Origin of the sequence: Arenibacter hampyeongensis (assembly GCF_002909255.1) — a bacterium.
GTDB classification, from domain to species: Bacteria; Bacteroidota; Bacteroidia; order Flavobacteriales; family Flavobacteriaceae; genus Arenibacter; species Arenibacter hampyeongensis.
The window spans coordinates 41,295-63,216 of sequence record NZ_PIOB01000002.1; the positions used below are offsets into that span (position 1 = coordinate 41,295).

Annotated in this window: 18 protein-coding genes; 7 read left to right on the forward strand and 11 right to left on the reverse strand. The window is 38.8% G+C overall.

From position 1 onward, the window contains the following. Position 1 precedes the first annotated feature (1 nt). Positions 2 to 1,138: a ThuA domain-containing protein gene (locus CWD91_RS05255; RefSeq protein WP_103439937.1), complete on the reverse strand. Its 1,137-nt coding sequence runs from the start codon at positions 1,136 to 1,138 to the stop codon at positions 2 to 4. A 329-nt stretch (positions 1,139 to 1,467) separates the two neighbouring features. Here CWD91_RS05255 and CWD91_RS05260 point away from each other — a divergent pair, with 329 nt between their 5' ends. The 5 genes from CWD91_RS05260 (at position 1,468) to CWD91_RS05280 (ending at position 7,312) form a co-directional block, all read left to right on the forward strand. Further along, complete coding sequence (locus tag CWD91_RS05260; protein ID WP_103439938.1) at positions 1,468 to 2,352, forward strand: AraC family transcriptional regulator; 885 nt, start codon at positions 1,468 to 1,470, stop codon at positions 2,350 to 2,352. 542 nt (positions 2,353 to 2,894) lie between these two features. Further along, entirely contained in the window at positions 2,895 to 4,139 is a 1,245-nt protein-coding gene (locus CWD91_RS05265) for an MFS transporter (protein ID WP_103439939.1), read from the forward strand. A gap of 126 nt (positions 4,140 to 4,265) precedes the next feature. After that, positions 4,266 to 5,108, forward strand: coding sequence for a sugar phosphate isomerase/epimerase family protein (locus CWD91_RS05270; RefSeq protein ID WP_103439940.1), 843 nt, complete (start codon positions 4,266 to 4,268; stop codon positions 5,106 to 5,108). 47 nt (positions 5,109 to 5,155) lie between these two features. After that, the gene (locus CWD91_RS05275; RefSeq protein WP_103440498.1) at positions 5,156 to 6,277 is read left to right on the forward strand and encodes a ThuA domain-containing protein; all 1,122 of its coding nucleotides are present in this window, start codon (positions 5,156 to 5,158) and stop codon (positions 6,275 to 6,277) included. A gap of 432 nt (positions 6,278 to 6,709) precedes the next feature. Further along, on the forward strand, positions 6,710 to 7,312 hold the full coding sequence (locus CWD91_RS05280) for a c-type cytochrome (protein ID WP_103439941.1): 603 nt from the start codon (positions 6,710 to 6,712) through the stop codon (positions 7,310 to 7,312). A 137-nt stretch (positions 7,313 to 7,449) separates the two neighbouring features. Here the strand turns inward: CWD91_RS05280 and CWD91_RS05285 are convergent, their stop codons facing one another. From CWD91_RS05285 to CWD91_RS05335, 10 genes are all read right to left on the reverse strand, one after another. Next, on the reverse strand, positions 7,450 to 8,328 hold the full coding sequence (locus tag CWD91_RS05285; protein ID WP_103439942.1) for an SDR family oxidoreductase: 879 nt from the start codon (positions 8,326 to 8,328) through the stop codon (positions 7,450 to 7,452). Positions 8,329 to 8,347: 19 nt separating this feature from the next. Beyond that, a complete protein-coding gene (locus CWD91_RS05290) occupies positions 8,348 to 9,367 on the reverse strand; it encodes a zinc-binding dehydrogenase (RefSeq protein ID WP_103439943.1) in 1,020 nt (339 codons plus the stop codon). 237 nt (positions 9,368 to 9,604) lie between these two features. Then, the gene (locus CWD91_RS05295; RefSeq protein ID WP_103439944.1) at positions 9,605 to 11,032 is read right to left on the reverse strand and encodes an exonuclease domain-containing protein; all 1,428 of its coding nucleotides are present in this window, start codon (positions 11,030 to 11,032) and stop codon (positions 9,605 to 9,607) included. Positions 11,033 to 11,192: 160 nt separating this feature from the next. After that, on the reverse strand, positions 11,193 to 11,681 hold the full coding sequence (locus tag CWD91_RS05300) for a YqiA/YcfP family alpha/beta fold hydrolase (RefSeq protein WP_103439945.1): 489 nt from the start codon (positions 11,679 to 11,681) through the stop codon (positions 11,193 to 11,195). Positions 11,682 to 11,706: 25 nt separating this feature from the next. Further along, positions 11,707 to 12,639 carry an SGNH/GDSL hydrolase family protein gene (locus tag CWD91_RS05305; RefSeq protein WP_103439946.1) on the reverse strand — a complete coding sequence of 311 codons (933 nt, stop codon included), beginning with the start codon at positions 12,637 to 12,639 and terminating at the stop codon, positions 11,707 to 11,709. 69 nt (positions 12,640 to 12,708) lie between these two features. Then, positions 12,709 to 13,275 (reverse strand): hypothetical protein, encoded by a 567-nt coding sequence (locus CWD91_RS05310; RefSeq protein WP_103439947.1) that lies wholly within the window; start codon positions 13,273 to 13,275, stop codon positions 12,709 to 12,711. A gap of 498 nt (positions 13,276 to 13,773) precedes the next feature. Continuing rightward, a complete protein-coding gene (locus CWD91_RS05320; RefSeq protein ID WP_103440499.1) occupies positions 13,774 to 14,100 on the reverse strand; it encodes a DMT family transporter in 327 nt (108 codons plus the stop codon). A gap of 67 nt (positions 14,101 to 14,167) precedes the next feature. Next, the gene (locus tag CWD91_RS05325; protein WP_103440500.1) at positions 14,168 to 15,013 is read right to left on the reverse strand and encodes an alpha/beta hydrolase; all 846 of its coding nucleotides are present in this window, start codon (positions 15,011 to 15,013) and stop codon (positions 14,168 to 14,170) included. 203 nt (positions 15,014 to 15,216) lie between these two features. Beyond that, positions 15,217 to 15,756 (reverse strand): dihydrofolate reductase family protein, encoded by a 540-nt coding sequence (locus tag CWD91_RS05330; protein WP_103439949.1) that lies wholly within the window; start codon positions 15,754 to 15,756, stop codon positions 15,217 to 15,219. Positions 15,757 to 16,042: 286 nt separating this feature from the next. Beyond that, complete coding sequence (locus tag CWD91_RS05335; protein WP_103439950.1) at positions 16,043 to 17,482, reverse strand: S41 family peptidase; 1,440 nt, start codon at positions 17,480 to 17,482, stop codon at positions 16,043 to 16,045. A gap of 571 nt (positions 17,483 to 18,053) precedes the next feature. Between CWD91_RS05335 and CWD91_RS05340 the strand changes: the two genes are divergently transcribed. Further along, on the forward strand, positions 18,054 to 21,110 hold the full coding sequence (locus CWD91_RS05340; RefSeq protein WP_103439951.1) for a ligand-binding sensor domain-containing protein: 3,057 nt from the start codon (positions 18,054 to 18,056) through the stop codon (positions 21,108 to 21,110). A gap of 71 nt (positions 21,111 to 21,181) precedes the next feature. Continuing rightward, positions 21,182 to 21,814: a response regulator gene (locus tag CWD91_RS05345; RefSeq protein ID WP_103439952.1), complete on the forward strand. Its 633-nt coding sequence runs from the start codon at positions 21,182 to 21,184 to the stop codon at positions 21,812 to 21,814. Positions 21,815 to 21,922 lie beyond the last annotated feature (108 nt).

Below are 21,922 nucleotides of genomic sequence, written 5' to 3' on the forward strand. Positions count from 1 at the left end.
ATTATTTTCTTGGCATTATTACAGATTCCCAACCTTCTAGGTCGGAAGGTTTTACATTTTTCTGGTAACCCTCAAAGTTAAATGTGGTTGGTTCAAATCCTCCCACAAAATCAATCGGATTGTCCGCTTTAATCTCTTCTTCCATTTCCAGTCCCCAAAAGCAGGCATTAAGGAGTATTCTTCTAAAACCTTCATTCAAAATATCTTCCGAAGCCCCATGGGTTGTAGTAAAGGCACGTCCAGGAGTACCTGACTCCAATTGGTAAGTGCGTACCCATGCTACCGGAAGTTCTTTCTTGGTAGTATCTGGATCGGCATCGGGAGTCATTCCGTTCAATACCCTTCCGCGAGCTAGGATTTTCAGATCCTTTCCTTGAGGATAGGCGTTATAGCCACCGCACTGCGCCCAGGCACTACCAACTCCTCGCAGTATTGGATGTTCCTTATTGGTTGCCTCCAAAATCAATTTGGATGCCTGTTGGTGATTCTTTCCGTAGTGCCCTACCCAGGTCTCTCCCAAAACCACCTCTCCAAATCCTCCGTGCCATGCGCTTTTTTCACCTTCGTATTTATAATCATAATGACCCCAATTGGGGTTATCCGAATTTTTAAAGGCATGGGTAGACGTCCTTAGGCCTACTACTGGTCCTCCCCTATGCAGATAATCGTCTATTTCTTGCATTTGCTTATCTTGAAAATCGGCAAACCTTGTAAATATTACCATAAGATCTGCTACTTTAAGTACGTCCAAACCTTTCAGGTTTGAACCCCCAGGGAAAATATAGCCCTTATCGTCCAAGGCCCACACCACCGTACAGGTAAATCCATATCTTTTGGCTAAAATCCTGGCCAGGGCAGGTAAGGTTTCCTCTCCTCTATATTCGTGATCGGTAGCAATAAACACAATTTGCTTACCTTTTCCGGGTCCTTCCTCTCCTTCATAGGTTACGCGGTACTCTTCTGCATTGTCCTCTGATTTCAACTGTTGCCCTATCTCCCGATCGCTTACCTGAGCAACCAGTTCGGAATTTAAACCGAAGGAAGTTTTCCTATCATTATCTGCACAGGAACAAGCAAAAATAATTATTGCGAAATACCATATTGTCCTTCGCCGGATAATTGAAAATAAAGAAGACATAAAAATTAATGATTCTAACATAATAATACAAATCTAAAACACTCTATTATCATTTTTTTCAACCTAAACCTGCCATTATTATAAGAAATCAAAGTTTGAATACTGCATTAAGAAATATTTAGCTTTTCCGAGCACTAAAGTTTATCAATATCCAATTTTTTTATCATATTTTATGCACTATCCATAAAATTTATATCCATAAAATCTAACTATTAAAACTTAGCCCTACAAATCTAAAATACTATCGGGATTGATATTCCCTATATTTTACTAAATGATGACACTTTTTTGTCTTAATTTAGCCAAAATAAAATCCAAACTGGAAATTTATGAGTACCCCCAACATTGAAAAAACACTCACTACCAAGGAAACTTTTATATTTAAAGATATTGTGGGGCCTTACTTTAATCCCAATTGGCACTTTCACCCAGATTACCAAATATCTCTGATCGCCGAGGGTAAGGGAACCCGGTTTGTTGGTGATCATGTACAGTCTTTTGAAAAAGGAGACCTAGTGGTCACGGGTCCCAATCTACCTCATTTATGGCGGAGTGATGAAATTTATTTTGAAAAAAATAGTAGACTCACCACAAGAGGTCTGGTCATTTATTTTGACCATGAACTCTTTAGCGAGGCCTTGTTGGGCAAGGAGGAATTCTATAACGTAAATAAATTCGTTGAAAATTCGGTAAGGGGAATGGAATTTTATGGGGAAACCCAAAAAAAAATAAATAAACTTCTGCTTAAAATAAACAACGAACAAGGGTTTCGAAGAATTATTAAGTTATTGGAAATAATAGACATCCTTGCCAATAGCGAGGAATACCACCTACTTTCCAGCCCGGGCTACACCAATGTATTTAAAGGTGACGATGCAGATAAAATGCGCATCGTCTATGAATATGTCATGACCAATTTTAAAACCAAAATATCCCTGGAAGAAATTGCCGAAATGCTGAATATGACTACAACCTCCTTCTGCAGGTATTTCAAACCTAGGGCCAACAAAACATTTACCCGTTTTGTAAACGAGATACGCATTGGTCATTCCCGCAAATTATTGCTGGAGGATAATTTCAATATTTCCCAAATAAGCTACGAATGCGGTTTTAACGCCCTGTCCAATTTTAATAGACAGTTTAAATCCATTGTACATATGAGCCCCCATGAATATCGCAAGTTGTTCCTGAATATCAAAACCAGCATTTCTTAGCAAAAATGTAAATTTTTATAAAACATTCCCTTAATCCTCAAACCAAGAAAAGAAGTAAAATCCCAAAGCAATCATTAGTGAGCTAATCATTTCATCAACAAGGGCCCTAATTGAAATTATCTTCAAATAATAAGCAAATTTTATCCTTCCCATAAAACCCCTATTCCATAACATTTAAGTCAAAAATTAATCGGCCACTGTTAGTATTCCTATTATAACTATATAGGCCATACTTTAGAACGCCAATGCCACTAAATTGAACCCATGGCAAAAAAGTACCATTATTTAGTAGGATACAGGAACTTTTAAAATTCATTTAGGTTTAAATTTATCAGCTTTTAATTCCGGATACATTTAATCGCAGTAATGTCAGGAACAAATGGCTTAGGACACAGGTGCTAATTGTGCAATATAAACGGTCTTAAATTTTATATTTGACAAAACAATTAAAAATAAATTATGATTATTGTCAAAAAGAGATTAAACTTATAGGCTGAAATTTAAATAACAATCAACTTTTAATTAAAAATTAAATCAAACCAATGGAAAATTCAAATGATCAACAAAAAACTAATGCCAACAGGCTATTTTATGGTAGCTGTTTTGCATTAATTACTACAGCATTTTCTTTTAGTATAAGGGCAGGAATTCTTCCACAACTGGGAGAAGAACTAAGCTTATCCGGAGAACAACTAGGCTTCATAAATTCTATGTGGTTTTTTGGTTTTCCCATATCAATGGTAATCGGAGGATTGATCTACCATAAAGTGGGAGGGAAAGCGATAATGCAATTTGCATTTTTTGCGCACGCCCTAGGAATTATATTGACTATATATTCTGGCAGCTACATAGGCTTACTTATTTCTACCTTATTAATAGGTCTTGGTAATGGTTGTACAGAAGCCGCCTGTAACCCTATGATCGCTGACGCCTATTCGGGCACAAGGATGAGCAGAATGATGAACCGTTTCCATATGTGGTTCCCAGGGGGTATTGTTATTGGTAGTCTTGTTTCCAAATTTATGACCGATGCAGGCTTGAGTTGGGAAACACAAATCTGGGTGATAATGATTCCTACCTTGATCTATGCTTATCTCTACTTTGGACAAGCTTGGCCAAAAGCCAAAATTGAAGCAGCTGCCACTCTTAGCGGTAATTTGAAAGCCATGATTTCTCCCTTATTTATTTTTATGGTCATATGTATGTCCTTAACTGCCATCTCCGAATTCGGGCCTCAACAATGGGTGGGTCTTATATTGGCCAAGAGTGGTGCTGAACCTATGATTATATTGGCTCTGGTTACTGGATTAATGGCCGTAGCACGTTATTTTGGTGGTGAAGTCGTTCATAAATTTGATCAAACAGGGGTCCTTTTGGGCTCAGCGGTTCTAGCTACAATTGGTATCTATCTTTTTAGCACACAAACTGGAACTATGGCCTATGTTGCGGCAATCTTCTTTGCACTGGGTATCGCCTATTTCTGGCCAAACATGATCGGATTTATCGCTGACAAAATACCTAAAAGTGGTGCCTTGGGAATGTCTATTATCGGTGCTGTAGGTATGTTCTCTTCCTCCATATTCCAACCTATCATTGGTGGATGGATCGATTCCGATAAGGCCGAAGCTGCAGCAGCCGGACTTACCGGTGATGAACTGGAACTTGTTTCTGGACAGGCCACTTTGGGCACTATGGTTGCATTTCCGGCAATTTTGATTGTCTTATTTACCATTCTGTGGTTTTGGGTTCGATCAAGAAAACAAGCTCAAGAAGCAGCAGTGGTTTAACAATTATCTGCGATTAGCTGAACAATTAAACAAACTATTACCAGTTCCTCTAAGGTTAGAAACCTTTTTCCTAACCTTAGAGAAATATGGAAAGAATAATTATTTCAAAAAATTAATTAATTAAGGATGAAAATTGGAATGAACATGTTGCTTTGGACGAATCACGTTACTGAGGAACACTACCCTATCGTTGATAAGATAAAAGCAGCAGGATTCAACGGTATTGAATTGTTTTTAGGGGAGGGCGATGTGAAGCACTATTCAAAATTGGGCAATCATTTCTCCAATATAAAAATGGGTGTTACAGCCGTTGCAGCTTTGGCTCCGGAAGAGAATATAGCGAGTCCCGATCGGAAAACTAGAGAGGCCGGTCTTGATAAATTAAAATGGTCCATTGATGTGGGTGCTGCTGCCAATGTAGAAGTGATTTGTGGGCCTTTTCATTCCACATTTGCGTATTTCACCAGGCAACCTCCTACTTTGCAGGAAAAACAGTGGAGCAATGAAATGTTGCGTAAAGCTGCTGATTATGCCCAGAATGCGAATATAATGCTTGCTCCCGAGGCGGTCAACAGATTTGAATGTTATCTATACAATACCATGGCGGACTTAGGGGCTATGGCAAAGGAAGTAAATCATCCCAATTTAGGAGCAATGTTCGATACCCACCATGCAAATATTGAAGAAAAAAGTCAGGCAGAGGCCATTAAAACCATTGCCCCCTATCTAAAACATGTGCATATTAGTGAGAACGACAGGGGAACGCCAGGCAGTGGACAAGTTCATTGGGACGAAGTTTTTAAAGCATTAAAGGAGGTGAAGTATGACGGTTGGTTGACCATTGAGGCATTCAGCACCATTATTCCTGAATTTGCCAATGCCATTAATGTATGGCGGGATTACTCTCCATCGGAAGAAATCTATACCAAAGGCTTGAAATTGATCAAAGAAGGAATGGGCATTAAATAATTAATCCAATTCCAAATATCTAAATTGAAATAATGAAAAATCATCCAATGAAAAATCTATTACCTATTCTAGTTTTCCTTTTTATGTTTGCCTGCAAAGAGCAAAAAGAGGCCAAGTCCAATGAAGCTGTGACTGTGGAAACTACAGATACGCCACAGCAATGGCTAACTTTTGAAGGTAGTGATAAGAATGCAAAGCATATAGTTTTGATTTCGGGAGACGAAGAATATCGTTCCGAGGAATCGATGCCGCAGTTGGCAAAAATCCTGTCGAAGCACCATGGTTTTAACTGTACCGTATTATTTGCACAGGATCCGGCCCATCCAGGTGTAATTGATGCAAATTATGGTAAAAACATCCCTGGATTGGAGGCCTTGGATAGTGCCGACCTTATGATTATTTCTACAAGGTTCAGGGCTTTGCCGGACGACCAAATGAAACATATAGATGATTACCTTGTACAGGGAAAACCTGTAATTGGACTTAGAACTGCAACTCATGCCTTTAATTTCAAGGAGGAGGATTCCTCCAATTACAAACACTACGGCAATTCATACAAAGGGGACAAAACTGAATGGAAAGATGGATTTGGCAGACTTGTTCTAGGTGAAAATTGGGTAAGCCATCACGGGCACCATAAACATCAGAGTACTAAGGGCTTTGTTACCGATGCCGGTAAGGCTACCGGGATAACCAATAGTATCGCTGACGGTGATGTATGGGCCTCCTCCGATGTCTATGAAGTTCGCCTTCCCATGGTTGGAGACGCCCAACCCATAATATACGGAAAGGTAATGAACAGAAAAGGCGAATTCGACGAAAATGATATCTTCTATGGTATGAAACCCACCGATGATGAGGCTGCGCAAACCAATAATAACGGCAAAAATGTTAGTGAACCATTAATGCCGGTAGCTTGGACAAGAACCTATCAGATTCCAGGGGGCAAAAAAGGCAAAGCTTTTACCTCCACAGCTTTTTCTGCCGTAGATTTCACCATTGAAGGAACTAGAAGATTGGTTGTAAACGCAGCGTATTGGACACTTGATCTTCCTGTACCCACCAAGACCAATGTTGAATTGGTCGGCACCTATAATCCCACCACCTATGAATTTAGAACGGACGAATATTGGGATCAAAAACAATTAAAAGTATCCGACTTTAAATAACACCAATTAACCAACCTAGCTTAAATTAGCCAATAGATTTAATCCTATTGGCTTTTTTTTATCCATAAAAACTTCAAACGGACCAAAAAATTATTTCAATTTTATATCAGAAAATTTACTAAATTTAGTCCATTGACCTAGCACCAGTGGGTAAACTTAACCATTGTTTACCTTCACTATTTTTTGTAGCTAGGCTATTGCACAAAATCCCCCCCTATCAGTTATAGATTTTGTTTGTCGGCATATTAAGGAACCGGGTGATCACACAAATTGTTTTTGACCTATATAATTGGCCTTAGCGGTCAACAATTGCCAGCAGAACAGAAGTTTGCGCCAACTTACGTCCTCAATTCAAGGGCGTTTGATTATCTAGAATTATTCCAGAAAATTAGTTGACTAATCAACTCTACAAACGATTTTAATCTAAAAATTATGACTAAATGTTATTTGGCATTAAGCCTTGTTGTACTTATGTTTATTGCCTGCAATTCACCAAAAGAGAAGGAAGTTTTAAAAAAAGAAGTGGCAAAAGCCGAAACCAATTCTACGGTCGATTTGGTAAAAAGAGGTGAGAACCTAGTTGCCTCAGTTGGTTGCAACGATTGTCATTCTCCAAAGATTATGACCGACAAAGGTCCTGAAGTGGATCCAGAAAGAAGATTATCCGGACATCCTTCCTATGAGAAACTGGCTCCTTATGACAAAGAAACTGCAAAATCGTATGTGTTGTTCACTATGGGGCTTACTGCCGCTGTAGGGCCTTGGGGAACCTCTTTTGCCGCAAATCTTACTCCCGATGAAACAGGAATCGGCAATTGGTCCGAATCACAATTCTTAAAGGCTATAAAAGAAGGGAAATTTAAAGGCATGGATGGCACAAGACCGCTTTTGCCGCCGATGCCATGGACAGAATACCGGCATTTTCCCGATGAAGATCTTAAGGCTATTTTTGCATACCTAAAAACCGTTAAACCAGTAGATAACGTAGTACCTGCTCCAATTCCACCTTCACCACAATTATTGGGAGCTAAATAGAAATTAATTGGACGACCTTAATAATTTTTAAAGAGGGTTTAATTATCACATCCATTCCCAACAACTCTGGGAGGGGATGTTATATTGACTATAGTTAAGATTAAAATGTTAGGATTGTCCTTAAAAATAATATAAGTCTAATCTTCCTTGGGCAAGAAGGCAGATGATGTCTTTTCATATGCTTTTTCGCCTCCAATTAAGGTGAATTCCTCCTTGATTTTTTCTCTGTTTGTCCAAACAATCCATTCCGTAAGTATGGGAAGATAGCGAATTATTAAATTGGCCATAACCCCTAAACGTGTTAAGGTAATTCTCTTTTTTCTTTTGTTGATCATGTCACAAACGCTTTTGGCTACGGAATGCGGGGATGCCAGGTTTACATTTGTTCTTTGGGGCAGATAGATCCATGAACCATCTACGTCCAGTATTTTTTTTTCTGGATCGTTTACTGTAAAGCCTACATGGGCAATACCCACATGGATACCATAATCATACCACTCTATTCGCAAAGCATCCACCAGGGCCGCCTGGGCCAATTTTGATGCTGTATATGCGGAATTATAGGGCATTCCACGAAAACCACCGGCACTATTAATAAAAACTACGTGTCCGCGAGTCTTTTTCAAATAGTCAAGGGCATATTTGCTAAGATAGGCGGAGCCATTAAAATTGGTTTCCATAAGCATTATGAAATTGGAAGTGGACATTTCCTCTAAGGAACCCCTACTACTAATACCTGCATTGTTGACTAGAATATCCAGTTGACCGAAACACCTTATAGTCTCTTGTACAAGGTAGGCACATTGATCCGGAAGACGAACATCTGCAACAAATGCCTTGACCTCATAACCCTTTTTGGAAAGCTCCTCTTGGGCTGTGCCCAACTTATCCTCTTCCCGTCCATTTAGCACTACTTTTGCACCCCTTTGAGCCAACTCAATGGCTATGGCCTTACCTATGCCCATGCTAGATCCGCTCACCAAGGCCACCTTATCCTTTAATGAGTGGTTCTTCATGTCTTTATGTCTTTCCGCTTTACCATTTCACTACTATTTTTCCCATTGATTTTCTTGATTCCAAAAACTGATGTGCTTCAGCCAATTGTGCCACATTATATTCCCCCCCTACAAAGGGTTGAATAATGCCTTCTTCAGCCAATTTGATAACGGCCTTCATGGCCCTGGCCACTTTCTCAGGGTTCTCTTCCCCCATTCCAAGCATGTTTACCCCTATCATTCCCCTAGAATTACTCAAAAATTGGAGTGGGTGATAAATTCCAAATTGGGCCAACACCTTTATTTTTCCAAAAATTGACTTAGTCTTATTCATAGAGGAAACACCGTATGTCAACAATCTTCCACCAGCGGCGAGTAGTTTATATCCTTTTCTTACAGAAAGGCCACCAACGGGATCAAATATAACATCCAATCCTCCTTTTTTCAGGATGCTTTGAATCTCGGATGCAAAATCCTTTTTCATATAATTAATAGGATGATGCACACCACAACTTCTGAGATATTCCATCTTATCCGAGGAACTACAGGTCCCAAAAACGAGACACTTTTTGTGTAGAGCCAATTGCACCAAAGCCGTACCAACACCACCGGCTGCGGCGTGAACAAGTACCTTATCCCCCTCTTGAATATTGGCCATTTCATGTGATAAAAAATATGCCGTTGTGTACTGGGTGGCCAAGGCCACAGCCGTTCCGGCTGACATAGTTTCCAGTATTCCATAAACTACTTCCTTTTGCGCAACTGCATATTCCGCATATCCCCCAAAACGGGTTATTGCGCTAACCCGATCTCCGACCTTTACATTATGAACATTGTTCCCACACTTTTCAATATACCCCACCACTTCATATCCGAGCAAGGCTGGTAAAGGGGGAGCCCCTTTATACAGTCCCATCCTGGCCATTACATCCGCAAAATTAATTCCAAATGCTTCTACCTTTATCAGTACCTGATCATTTGATATTTCCGGGATTTCCATTTCCCTAATTTCAAATGCCTTTTCTGCCTTTCCGTATTTTACCAAATAAGCGGCCTTCATTATTTAAAATAAATCGTTGTACAGGTAAGGTAGTCAATTAAACAATGTAAAAAGTCCATGGCAACAATTGTTTGGCTTTGAATAGATTTAAAATTAAGATTTTATAACACACTTGAATAACGACGGGTGCAGAACAAAAGTTTGACATTCTTTCCAGAACTTAAACCCGATAAGGAAGATTAAAGACCATCTTCTTAATTTTACATGTTACTATAATTTGAAAAAAAATCCAATAAGTTACTTCTCTGTCAGACGATCCACAGATTTTGGACATGCATGGAGAGAAGGTAGGTCCTGCACATAATCTATAAAAATATCTTCACCATCACTTCTCCTTAAATATCGCCTTAGGATTTTTTGGATGTCATTGTTATCGGCCAAAGGAGTAATCAGTTTATCATAATCCATAAAGGTCTTTATTCTTTTTCTTTTGGACATATAACCAAATCCCTTGTATATTCCATTTTCCACCACAATGACCGCCTTTTCATTCTTGTTTCTTCCTTCGGCTTTTATGATGAAGGTATTTTTATCATCCTCAATCGGCGTTAAAGCTTTACCAACTCGTTTGTTATAGGATTCCACAGATTCAATTTCCCTACAGATACCTAGGCATTTTTTGATATGAAAATGAAAACAGGCTCCAGTAATTTGCTGCAAATTGCAGAACCGCGGACATAGGTCATAAGTCTCGCACAATTCCTCCAAAAAAGCCCTGCATTCCCCTTGGTTATAGAAACAAGCCAATGGGGATTTTATCTTGCCTAGGCGATCATAGAATAAGTTGGTTATACCGTTTTTGTCTATATCTGCACCTACCCCATAGCGATATCCTATTCGTTTTTGTGCTCGATTGAATTTAGGAAGGTGTTTTTTTATTTCGTCGGATTCCAAAAGCAATGCCACAAGCTCACTGCCTGTGTGGGTATAATCAATATGGGTAGTTTCAAAACAAAGTCGCCTCTCCTTGTGGCCATTGTTATAGACATGGGATAATACACGTTGTTTAATATCCTTGGCCTTTCCAACATAGATAATCTTTCCTTTTGCATCTTTAAAATAATACACCCCAGTAGAATTGGGCAGTGCCGCAACCATCAATTTTGGCCATAGGGGAGGAACTGCTGATTGCCCCGGTTTTGGCCCCAACATGAAATTAAAAACCCCGTCCTTGTCCTTTTCCCATAGCTTCTCCAATAAGCCTACCGTAGCCTCGGCCTTGTCCGTGGCATTTTGCCCTTGGCCGATATTGACGCCCAAAAAGTTGCACATGGCGCCCAAACTATAACTTTGTTGGCCGGGAATAACTTTTCGGGATATTCTTAAAGTTGAAATTTTCTTTCGTTTAAAAACACCACCAAGGGATGCCAGTTCATTTTTTATGCCGTTAAAATTAAAATTCACATGGTGAGAAACAAAAATACAGTCATTGGTCAGCTCTACAACCTCCTTGGCTATTTCATAGAATTTCGGCGCAGTGTGAAGCTTGTCATTATTAATCCCATTACGGCGAGACGTCCTATATTTGATGGACATTTCGGGATTTACTAGGGAGGTAAATTTCTTTATTACCCTTTCGCCATCGTGGATCAGGATACAGATTTCCGTGATCTTATTATCCTCTCCCTTTAATCCTGTGGTTTCTGTTTCAACTATGGCGTACACTATGCAACTATATTTTAAGAGAGAAAATTAACGAATAATCAGGGCAATGGAATGGCTTTTGGCAGATTTAACTTTTTAGCTACTACTACCATTAAAAATGGCGGGACTACCTTCCCCTTTAGTGAATAAAATGATAAAAACTATCTAAGCATTTGTTCTTTCACAAACTTTTAAAAAAAGCCCGTACTTCTTCCTCAAATATTTCCAAAGGAATACGATGCGCCAAATCTTGCCGAAGACTAATGTGATAATCCGTATTATCCTTTACTGTTTTGGATACAAATTGAAGGGTTCCGCTTGGGTCCACTACTTGATCTTGCGCTCCCAAGACCAATCGTTTAAAAGAGCGATGTGGATTGTTGTACTCTGGAACATTTTGATTTACGGAACGAGAAGCCAGTGCGGGGTTGAACAAGAGGGCCGGTCTTCCAATAGCAATGGACAGATAAAACCCAACAAAACCACCGATACTGCTACCTATAAGTACATCTACATCCTTATCCTGAAATTGCTTCCTTAAATTCTCAATACTATCATCGTCCAATTCGTAATTTATCGATGGAGATTGAACAATGCCATAGGTTTGAAGAATCTTCCTTTTTTCTTCACTTAAACTTCCATTAAGACCATGTAAGTAAAGTATATTCATTTAAGAGGTATATATAATTCCTGTACTACTCCAACAAATTGCGTATCTCCTTTTCCAACATTTCAGATTTGCCCTTCGCCTCCTTTAATGATAGTCCCACATTCATTCCCGGTCTTTTATGGCCAATTGAGCTAATCCATGCGTCCTTCATTATCCTTTGTCTCTCCTCTACCAACTTTAATATTTCATTACCATTCGTAAATTGTGATACGACCTCTTCCATGCCATTAACTTTGGATACTTGTTCCTCACCCAAATACAAAAGTAGCTGTTTGGCCATTATCCAATGACCTGTATCATTGGGATGAACGCCGTCGTTGGCCAATACATAATTATCATTGGTAATACGCTTATCTTCCAGGTATTTTCTCATGGGCCAGTGGAGGTCTATTACCTCCCATTGGTCGGTATACCGATTACTGATAAGCCAATCCGCATATATATCCAGGACATTGGCGTAGGCTTCCCCCTTACGATCGTCGTAAATGGGAGGGGTCATATGTACAATGGAAGCTCCGGATTCTACAACCTTGTTAGTTAACCAAAGAATGCCTTCCCTATATTTTTGAAAACGGCTTTCATCAAAAGGTAAATATATTCCATCGTTCATACCGTAACAGGCAAATACCAAATCCGGTTTCACACTGGCCAGAATACGGTCCAAGCGTTCATGAAGGTCGGGACGTGGAAATTTTCCGTCCGCATGTCCGGGTTCCGAAAGCCCCGATACCGTTTCACTTGGCAAGCCAACATTGATAATTTCAAAATTCCTTTCCGGGTATCGCAAGCTTAAATAGGCATCGATATAGGACACATATTGACCTGAATAGGTGATACTATTGCCTACAAATAGAATTCGTTTAACTTCCTGCGGAATTTTATATTGGTTTTGGCCATGCACATTGAACTGAAATCCAATAATAAAAACGACAATCACTTTTAAAAAATTATTAGTCATTGTACTCGTGGGGTTAGCTGTAGTAATATTAATTCTGTTTTTTGTCAAAGGCACACTTAAATTTTAGGATTAACTGACCCTTCTTTTGTTTAAGGTCTTAATCCCGAAAATTACCATTGTAATGATCAATGCTACAAAATAAATTGTAGTGGCCATACTTTTTACAATGGTAAACGTATTGGTCAAGCCCATTGATAATTGCGATACTTCCGGATAGCTATTCAACATTGTTATAATACCGAAATTTTCCAAATAATCCGCTATTCCAGCTACAATGGGAAGCAAAGTCAGATAGAAATAAACAGTGTCCAATTTTTGAAGCTTTTGGAGAAAATATCCCATTACCAGGCAATAGCTAATTGCAAAAAGACCAGGGTAGATCATATCTACTGGAATTTGTTGATATAAATAAACACTACGGCCCACTTCACCAAGATTGCCGAACAACGTTTTAATGTACTCCGAATTATAGCCACCAGGCATCATATCCAATAACTTCAGTCCTTTTGAAAATCCCATGGTTTTAGGAATTGTTACAGCCAACATAAACACATAGACCAGATTTACCAGAATAAAAAGTAGCAGTACCTTCTTTCCAGAAATATTCCTTTTTATTAATTCCTTAATGCTTTTCATTTCTAATTTAAATTATTATTGCAATAAATGTTTATTTAGGATTCCGAGGTAGAAAACAACTGTTTTCCTGTACGGATTGCCCTATAAAATGGTTCGAATCAAAACTATAACCAGCCCAATAATGTAAAGGGTTGTAAAAATCAACTTATTATATCTCGCCAACCAATTGGGAAGAAAAATATCAAAATTATTTTTAGTGGAATCGGAATACTTCCTTGCCAAAATAGTAAGGGGGCAAAACATTTTGAACACCAAAAGAACAATGCCTTCCAGTATAATTAACCCAATTCCAATCCAAGTATAAGTATTGATATTATTGGATATACCGGAATACAAAATATAGAAAATCACGACTACAAAAAATAGCCAAATTAAGGAATGTATCCATTTTATTACAAGAAGCCTATTCGTTGGATTCATAATATACACAAACCAGATGTTTATCTTTATCTATTAACAGACGCAACTTTAACAATTAAACAAATAATTGACCTTACATTAATTAGACACAAATTTCAGCCCAATAATGGAACCTATTAAAGTGGTAATAAAGAACATTCTCCAAAAGGTGGCAGGCTCTTTAAATACAAATATGCCCACCAATACCGTGCCTACGGCACCAATTCCAGTCCAAACGGCATAAGCCGTCCCTATGGGCAGTTCCCTAGTTACTTTAACCAGTAGAAACATACTTATCCCCAGGCACAATAAAAAACCAAGATACCAATAGGTTGCCTCCGCTCCAGTAGCCTCTTTTGCTTTGCCAAGACAGGCCGCAAAAGCCACTTCAAACAGACCTGCAATAATCAACAAAAACCAATTCATTTGTTTACTTTGTCCAATGATTGTAATATGTAATGTTTCTTGGTCCATTACTTAACCTCAAGCTTCATTAGTCTATGACTACTTTGGGTTTTGCATCTAAATAACCCAATGACAGCAAAAACCGATCCGCCTCTGAAACGGTATTTTTATAAGCTTTAAAATTCTTGTAATTAAAAAAACCATGCCCCTCATCTTCATATAATTCTAGATCGCACCTACTTTCCACTTTTTCCATCACTACTTTATAATATTCGGCTGTTTCCACTGGAATCAAATGATCCTTGGTACCCAGAAAAATTATGGTTGGGGGCGCCCCTTTTTTAATATTGTGAAGTGGGGAGAAACTTTTATACTCATCCCCGATCCTTTCAAATCCATAACCACCCGGACCGTTGTCCACTACTGGATTAAAAAGCACTAAGGCATTGGGGACACAGCTAATTAGTAAATTATCGGTTGATTCGTTGTAAGCTTCGATCAAAGCTGTAGTAGCCGCAAGGTGACCTCCTGCAGAACCTCCAGAAGCAATTATTTTTGCAGTATCGACCTTAAATTTGGTTGCGTTCTCCCTAATAAATCGGATGGCAGATTTTGCATCTTTGACAGCTTCGAAAGGAGTTGTTCCATTTATTTTTGAAGTGCGATAGTCTGCCAAAAAACAGACCATTCCCCTTTTGGCAAAATACTTGGCCTGATTTAAAAATTGGGCACGTTGGCCACCCACCCATCCTCCGCCAAAAAAGAAAACCATGGCAGGATAATTTTTGGTTGAATCCATCATAGGTGGATAATGCACTTCCAAAAATAATTGGGTAGTATCTACCTTTTTGTAAAGGACTTCTTCTTGGGAAATACAGATTTGGGTAGTGAATACGACACTAATTATTAAGACAATTAAAAATTTTATACGCATTGAAAGCTTTTTTATATTGGCCAGTTGAAATGGATTGCCCATCAACCTAAATTAAGCTTCTAAGATAGGAAAACCTTAAAACTAATGCACAGTATATATTACATCATTTAAATTTTCAATAGACCTTAGAATGGCTTTGGGTAAGGTTCACTATAAAAATCTACATAACATTTTAGTGGGATAGGAAATATTGTATACCGAGCTTACTTCTTCCTTCGGTAATGATTCTGGACTATCTGATTTAAAAACACCTTGGACTCTACCAGACTAAATTCCAAATCTTTGGCAAGTTTTGAGAATAACGGACTTCCTACACCCAACATAATTGGGATAGTTGTGATTGTGAGTTCATCTACTAGGTCCTCCTTCAAAAAGTTCTGAATGGTTAGCCCTCCGTCTATATATAACCTGTTGTACCCTTTGTTATGTATTTTTTCCAACACCTCTGTTAAGCTTCCTTTTACCAATTCTGCCTTGTCCCTATATTCCTCAGGGAGAGTATTCAAAGTACCACTCAATACAAAAACAGGTTGGTTGTAAGGCCAATCACCATCAAAGCCACAGACCGTTTCAAAGGTATTACGCCCCATTACCAGGGCATCTACCTGTTCCACAAATTTTTTATACCCCATATCCAATTGCCCAGGGTTGGGAACGGAATTAAGCCAATCCAATCCACCATTTCTATCAGCGATAAACCCATCCAAGCTTGTTGCGATAAAAACCATATTTCTTTTTTCCATTACGTAAATGTAAAGTTAAAGGAGATACTTTTCATTAGGAAATTAGCCTTAGCAAAATATAATGGACTCTCTTTTTAGTTAAGACCTTACCAATCCCCGTTTTCAAAATGTTCCACCGGTCCACAAGAGCATTCCCTGTAATTTAGAAAGTTGCTAATTGCCGAAAATTGTCATTTGAGCATTTCGGCATTACATGGGACCAACCATAGAATCTATGCTCTATTTACCATTTTTCACTCCCATACTTCATTATATTTCCACATTATTTCCAGGGCAGGAATTTCATCTATCTTTTTTTGATGATTTTCATTGTCCGTTCCATAACCTCATCCCTACCTGATAAAATACCCATAATCGTTGGTTGCACCTGGTAATGGGGCATAATTCCACGATCTATAAATTCATAATTTTGCACCGCTGTATAATAGGCCATCAAGGGAATACCAAGCTTTATTTTGGAATTTGGCAGGGTGACTATTGCAAAGGCTCCACTATTATTCCCATAATACCCACCACCGGTTTCATCCCCTATGAATGTTGCTCTACCCAAGTAATGTGCTACAGCACTGAACTCGGAGGTTACCGAGAAACAAGCCCCATCTATAAGTACAAATACCTCACCGGTAAACCGATTCTCCTGTGGGGTATGAATTTTAAGGTTTTCATTGTGTTCCCATCGGAACTCCCCATCCTCAGTCTGGGTTATCAAGGCCCTTAACTGGTCATAACCTTCTGGTAACTGGGCATGCTCCACAAAAGAAAATCTTTCGTTGGTTGCCAGTTCAAGTTTATCGTAATACCTAAATTCGGCATCCATTAAATAGGACAATAACAAGGCTCCATAGCCATCCTTCCCTCCTTCATTACCTCTTAAATCCAATATTAAATTCTGAATGCTTTGATCTTTGATAGAGGCAAAAGATTGCTTTAAAAACCCTTCAAAATTATATTTCTCCTCGTCTGGCCAAAAGGTTCGTAATGTCAAGAGAGCGGTATTGCCGGCCTTGAATTCCAATTGATAAGGTATTTTATCCTCTTCCTCGCCATCAATATCCTTTATCCTTTGGTAAGAGACCACAGGTAGATCCATACTACCCTTCTGCCCGTGGTCCTTATATGTAATACTAATCTTGTCTTTGCCCTTTCCTTCCTTTGAATAAAAATTAGAAAATAAGGCACTGAAGTACCTATTCAGTTCATAATACTTAAAGGTCTGATTGTGTCCGTCAGAATACAGATTATTCAACAACCTGTTAATTATATCCTTTATCGCCATCCCATTAATAGCGATAATTTCTGTTCCTGGTTTAATTTTAATGGAACTATCATAGCTAGAGAGTACAAAAGCCTTGTGTCCTTCCAAAAATAATTTTAAGGGAAATAGGTATTCAGTATTGTAATAATACATAAACCCTTTATCCTCTGAAGGCATTAGCTTGGTATGTCCACATCCAATTTTTGCCACTATAGGATTCAATTTCTTATAAAACTCCTGCTGCGTCATTGGTCCAACTAGTGCTTTGGAAAGAACATCAAAGCTGTCATCCAATACTGATTTGGTTTCATATCTATATATTCCGGGGTGTGCTTCTTCCAAAGCTGTCCTGAAGATTTGAAAATCTTCCTTTAACTGGGGAAGTGTCAAGATACTTTGTCCGGCTACGTTTAGGCCACAAAGGATGTTGGCCAGTATAAAACAGCACTGTAATATTACTTTTGTTTTCATAAATTTTAATTTTTGTATAGATTACGACCAAAAATATCCTCTTCACATTAGCCCATCTTTTGGACTTCCCCAGCGCAGAGGAAACTGCAATTTGAGTATACAAAGATCTAGAGATAGGTAAGACCACACAATCACATAAGAATGTGGTATATAATTCGGGGTATAAAAAACTTAACGAAAAATCGTTGAATGATTTCATTGTCCTAATTTATTTCCAGAATTGTGAAAATCTATTTTCACATATTTATGCTATTTCCTGAATTGCCAACATGGCCTAAATTTGTTCTGTCCGAAGCCTTTGTTTTTAGTGGAAATTGAAAAAAATCCAGAAACGCACTGAACTCGACAAAACCAAAGGGGTTTATTCATCAATCAAAAAAAAGACAATCATGTTAGTACTGTTTCAATTTCTGATCAACCTATTAATGGACCTGTGGATTACACTATTATTTTAAATAATACTTGAATCTTTCTCCACAAGTGATGACCTCCTGTACAATAAATCATTTAGGATTTTTTATAGATTGGATGTCAAATCTTTGCGTAATTTTAATATAAACCATATGGTTGCATGAGCATAAGAATTCTTTTTTGCTTGTTGTGTTTCCAAACCTACATATTTGGACAGAGCTCTTATGTTTTCAATAGATTTTCTACCGCCGATGGGTTGGCCACCAACAAGGTTAAATGTGTTTGGCAAGACCCAAAAGGTTTTCTTTGGATAGGCACCGAGGTAGGCATACAGCGCTTTGATGGCAGAAAATTTTTATCTTATGTTGGTCCCGAAAAATACCAATTACCTCCAAGCATCGGTGTAGATCAAATTTTAGATGCTGGCAATGGCGACCTTTGGCTCTTACAAGGAGGCCAGATCGGAAAATTCAATACAGTAGATTTTCATTATAGTCCCGTTCCAATACGAAGTTTTGGCAACATTCCCCCTAGATCGGAATTCAAGCTCTATGTAGACAGTAAGAATCAAGTATTCTTATGCGCTTCCAAATATGGTCTTTTATGGTACGATAAAAATTCCAATTCTTTTGTTGAATCCAATTTACCCATAAAAATTCCCAGAGGCTGGGGTGTTGGCTCCCTTTTTGAGGACAAGGAAGCAGGGGAATATTGGATCTGTAGTGAACAGGGGCTTGCCGTATACCGCAGTGGCAGCGGTGAGGTATTCCATAGCCACAATAATCCGGAGGGCATACCCCTGTTGAACAACAAGTCAATTACAAACTCTGGGGATTTTATTAAAGACAAAAATGGTACTTGGTGGGTTACGTATTGGGACTACAGTCCACATAGGGAACACCCTGTTCTTCTTCATTTCGACCCAAATACCAACAAAATTCTACCGGATACCTTGGGAAGTAAATGGGCTACAAAAAAATATACCGTTCTTAGGCAAATTTTGGAGACCAGTTCAGGACAGATATGGATAGGAGGCGAAAATTCACTGTTGAGCTATGACAATGACCTTCAAGGTTTTTACCAACATCTTAAGTCCAACCCTTTAGAGTTCGACATTAAATGTAATCAGACAAGACATATCTTTGAGGACAGGGAAGGCAATATTTGGTTGAGTACTGAAAATGGGCTTTATGTTATGAATCCCAATCAAAAGGATGTTTATAGTCTGGTGGTTATAGATGGCCTAGGGCTGGACTCCCCCGTAAATGCCATACTGGAAACCAAGGACAATGAAAACTGGATTGGTACTTGGGGCAAGGGTATTCTATTTTATAATGACAAATTTATGAAAGTGGATGCCCATCCTTATATTGGTCTGGGGACGGAATCCTTGACCAAATATTCTGCCATCTGGGATCTTCAACAACACAGTGAGACCGAATATGTTTGGTCTGCCTGCCAAGGCGGCGGATTGGCTGTATTTGACCCGCAAAGGAAAAAGGCATTACATTGGTTGCATCCGTCTGTTTTTAAGAATTCCACCGTTCGTCAGCTTAAAGAAGACCGCAATGGAAACCTTTGGTTTGGCACCCAAAGCGGGCGTTTGGTAAAATGGAACAAGAGGGATCCCATTGCCGATGAAAACTTTGAGGAAGTGCATCATTTCAACACCATTATTTACAGACTCTTTGTTGATAATCAAGGTAGATTATGGGTGGGGACGCATAAGCAAGGGCTATATGTTATTGACGTAAATACAAATGAAATTCTGTTTCATTTCAACAAGGAATTCAGCGACAGTTATGGGGTTTCGGACAATACTATTTACGATATCCAGCAGTATAACGACAGTATTTTTTTTGTGGGGACCGAGGCTTTGAACATACTCAACATTCATGCGACTACAGTTAAAAAAATTACCTCCTACGAGGGCTTATATGGGTCAAGGGTATTGCAGTTGATGTTGGATCGCGAAGGCATTGCCTGGATGATTACAAGTAATGGCCTAAGTAGTTACAACTATGACAAGAATATAATTAGTTCCTATAGTAACCTTCATGGGGTAATCTATGCGGAAAAGACCAACAGTGCCAAATGGATGATGCAAAATGGGGAAATATGGTTTGGTGGTGAGGATGTTGTGTTTGGTTTTTCACCCGAAAAACTGAATTTTAAACAAAAGCCCCCCAAAGTGAGCATCACCGATTTTAAGCTCTTTAATACATACTTGCCTGTGGACTCGATAATGACCCAAAAAGAAATCATTTTTAATCATTATCAAAATTCGTTTACTTTCTATTTTTCCGCCCTGAGCTTTTCGCAGCAAAGAAAAATACAATACTTCTATCGTATTCCTGGAATTAACAAAGATTGGGTAAAGGCGGAAAGAGATTTGGCTGCAACCTACACCACTATGCCTTCAGGAAAATATACCTTTCAAGTAAAATGTATGAACCTACAGGGACTGGAACCCGATGAGATCACCAGTATCGATTTCCGAATACTGCCTCCCTTCTATCGGACTTGGTGGTTTATTTCCTTAATTCTATTAACGGTATCGGGAATTACATACTTTATGTATCAACTTAAGGTAAACCGCATATTGGCCGTTGAAAATTTAAGGAACAAAGTGGCAAGGGACCTTCATGATGACATGGGTTCTACCCTAAGTACTATAAACATCCTCAGCTCCATAGCCAAGAGCAAAATGAACAATGATACTGTAACCAGTAGCAACTACCTTTCCAAGATTACCGATAACAGCCAAAGGATGATGGAGGCAATGGATGATATTGTATGGAGCATTAAACCGGACAACGACAACATGCATAGGGTAATTGCAAGGATGAGGGAATACGCTACTGGAATTTTGGAGGCGCGGAACATTGAGTTCAACTTTGAGGTAGACGATAAAATAAACGATTTAAAACTGGATATGGAAGTCCGGCGCGACCTCTTTCTTATTTTCAAGGAAGCCATCAACAATATTGCTAAATACTCCAAAGCCAAACGTGCAGAGGTTCATTTTACTTTTAAGGATAGATGGTTGGCAATTCAGATCCAGGACAACGGAATTGGGTTCGAGGCAGAAAAGGTAGATAGCGGTAATGGCTTGGACAATATGGTTAAAAGGGCATCTAACTTAAAAGGGCAATTGAAAATAGAAAGTACACCAGATCTGGGTACAGAAATTTATTTGGGCATTCCCGTGAGATAAAGGCCAATATAACATGTTTATGTGATTTTATCCCATGGAATTCATGCCTAACTTTACAAAAAGCGACAGTTATGATAAGGGTAGTAATATATGAGGATAATCCACAATTTCGTGAGGGACTTACCATGTTGATCAATGGAAGCGATGGATTTTCCGTTTTGGCCTCGTACAAAAATTGTAACAATGTTTCCGAAGAAATTGAAAAATGGTCGCCCGATGTAGTTTTGATGGACATAAACATGCCTGGGACAGATGGATTGGAAGGCCTTAAAAGTATAAGGGAAGTAGATACAGAAGTTAAAGTGTTGATGCTAACCGTCTTTGACGACAATAAAAATGTATTTGAGGCCTTGAGGAACGGGGCCAATGGTTATTTATTGAAGAAGACCCCACCGGCCAAACTATTGGAATATATACAAGATGCCACCTTGGGAGGTGCTCCCATGACATCCTCCATTGCCACTCAAGTCCTAAAAATGTTCCAGGTAATTCCGCAAACCAAAAACCAGGACTATTGCCTAAGTGAACGGGAGACCCAGGTACTACAACTTTTGGTAGATGGCTACAGCTATAAAATGATTTCTTCAGAGCTCTTCATCGCCATAGATACCGTACGGTCCCACATTAAAAAAATCTACGAAAAACTTCATGTAAATAGTAAAAGTGAAGCCGTTGCCAAGGCTTTTAAGGATAGACTATTATAACATATCCTTGATCCAAACCCACTAATAATCCTTCAAATTCACATACTTATGCGATTGTAAGAACTAAAGTTCCTGACTTCCTTTGTCCTGAAAAAATTAAAACAATAA